The organism is Oscillibacter sp. ER4 (assembly GCF_000765235.1).
Classification (GTDB): Bacteria; Bacillota; Clostridia; order Oscillospirales; family Oscillospiraceae; genus Hominicoprocola; species Hominicoprocola fusiformis.
In genome coordinates this window covers 1-1,947 of the sequence record NZ_JPJG01000117.1, presented here as the reverse complement: position 1 = coordinate 1,947, position 1,947 = coordinate 1, and the positions used below count along the sequence as shown (strand labels likewise).

Below are 1,947 nucleotides of genomic sequence, written 5' to 3'. Positions count from 1 at the left end.
CGCTGACGGCCAGAGACAGAGTCATGACCAGAGCCAGCACCATTGCGAGTAACTTTTTCATAGATGTTACTCTCCTTTCATAAATTTCCATCTTCTCGCGGCCGAACACCCGCCGTCTCTCCCGCTTTCCCGTGGTTGCTGCCAAAATTTGCAAATCCTCAAATTATTGCAAAAACAATTGAAAATGAGAAAAATTCAGCAGAATCAAGGCAAAATCGTTCAATTCGGTGGATATCGCATCCCCTTAGTGGCGCGGAAAAAGCCCACCGCGCAAGGGCTTGCGGACGCGGCGGGTAGCGGTTTGGTAGCGATTTGCCGAAAACGGGATTTTGGCGGGGCGAAAAAAGGCTGATTTTGCAAGGGTTTGCGGGCGCGAAAGGTCGGGTAGCGGTTTGGTAGCGGTCCGCAGCTACCACGATTTTTAGCACTCTCGATGCAAGAGTGCTAAAGTTAAAGATTTGTTCATCAAAAGATGTATTTTTGTTCACAGGGCGTGACTATACTCAAAATTGTTCTGAGGGGAACGAAAGAAATGTAAACCACGCGGGCTGCAAGAGCGGCTCGCCCGAATAGATTTGGAGGCTTTGTATTATGTTTGAACTGAGACCTTTTGAACGCAGAAACAACCACGTTGCGGCTTATGATCCCTGGGATCAGATGGAGCGCGCATTCTTCGGCGACGGCTCGTGGGGCCGCGGCCTGAGCGAGTTTAAGACCGATATTCAGGACAAGGGCGACAGCTACCTGCTGGAAGCTGATCTGCCGGGCTTCAAGAAAGAGGACATCCACGTCGATGTGGACGGCGACACGATGACCATTCGCGCCGAGCGCCACAGCGAGCACGAGGATCAGGACAAGAAGGGCAATTACGTCCGCTGCGAGCGCAGCTACGGCAGCTACCAGCGCGCGTTCGACATCAGCGGCGTCGAGGTCGCGGACATCTCCGCGCAGTACAATGACGGCGTGCTCAAGCTGAACATGCCGAAGAAGAGCGCCGTGGTGAACGCGAAGCAGATCGAGATTCAGTAAAGAACTTCAAAAAAGGCGGCGTAAGCCGCCTTTTTTGATTTTGGATTGCACGCCGCGGCAGCGCACGCGCCGTAGGCGCGCACGTTTGCGGCGTGAGAGGTGTTTTTTTGTTACGCACACGCCCCAGGGCGGCTTCTCTTGCCGCTTTGCGGCAATTCACCTTCTGTCGCGACAAAAAACGATCAAGATCATTTCGCGCCTGCGGGTGCGAAATTTTTTTGGGTTGTACGGGGTCGTGCAAAAAATATTGGCGAAAGTCCGCTCTTATGAGCGGGCTTTTTCTTTTTTTCGGCGGGCCGCGGCTGGAAAAGGGAAAGTTCGCTCCCCGCGCGGCGGCGCGGAACATTATTTCTTGCCGCCTGACCGCTGCGCGGGTCTAAAATCACTAAAAGCGGCTTAGGCCGCTTTTTTCATATCTGTGCTTATATATTATATGTATGTGGTGGCGGATAATGGCGAAAGCGGGGGTTTTATGTCAAGCTGTAACAGAAGCGGCGGTTTGTTACAAGTGTGTTACAGATGGGGCGAAATCGTTGACTTGAAATTTTGGGTGTGGTAAGGTGACAGTGCAGAAAGGGTGGGGAACGGTGCGTTCCCGACTTAGTTACGGGATCGGCATGCCACGGTAAGTAAGCCGAGAAACGCCGAAACTTGCTCCTTTCTGACAAACGAACCATCTTTAAGGGGATGCGATAGCGACTAAAATCGCGTATTTTTCCTGCAAAACGGTCAAAAATGCGACAAAATCGAAATGTTTTGCAACTTTTTCGGTCAACTTTCATTTTCGCCCGCGAACAGCAAAATGCCCGCTTTTCGCTGCCGGAGCGCTCCAAGAGGATGGAAATTTATGAAAGGAGAGTAACATCTATGAAAAAGTTACTCGCAATGGTGCTGGCTCTGGTCATGACTCTGTCTCTG

General features: G+C 51.6%; 2 protein-coding genes. Both read left to right on the top strand.

Annotated elements, in window-relative coordinates; all coding sequences use genetic code 11:
• Window positions 1-591 precede the first annotated feature (591 nt).
• Complete coding sequence (locus tag NI20_RS0113480) at window positions 592-1,029, top strand: Hsp20/alpha crystallin family protein (protein ID WP_033121904.1); 438 nt, start codon at window positions 592-594, stop codon at window positions 1,027-1,029.
• Window positions 1,030-1,764: 735 nt separating this feature from the next.
• Window positions 1,765-1,947, top strand: a 183-nt coding sequence (locus NI20_RS15525; RefSeq protein WP_206538574.1) for a hypothetical protein, incomplete at its 3' end; no start/stop codon positions are given.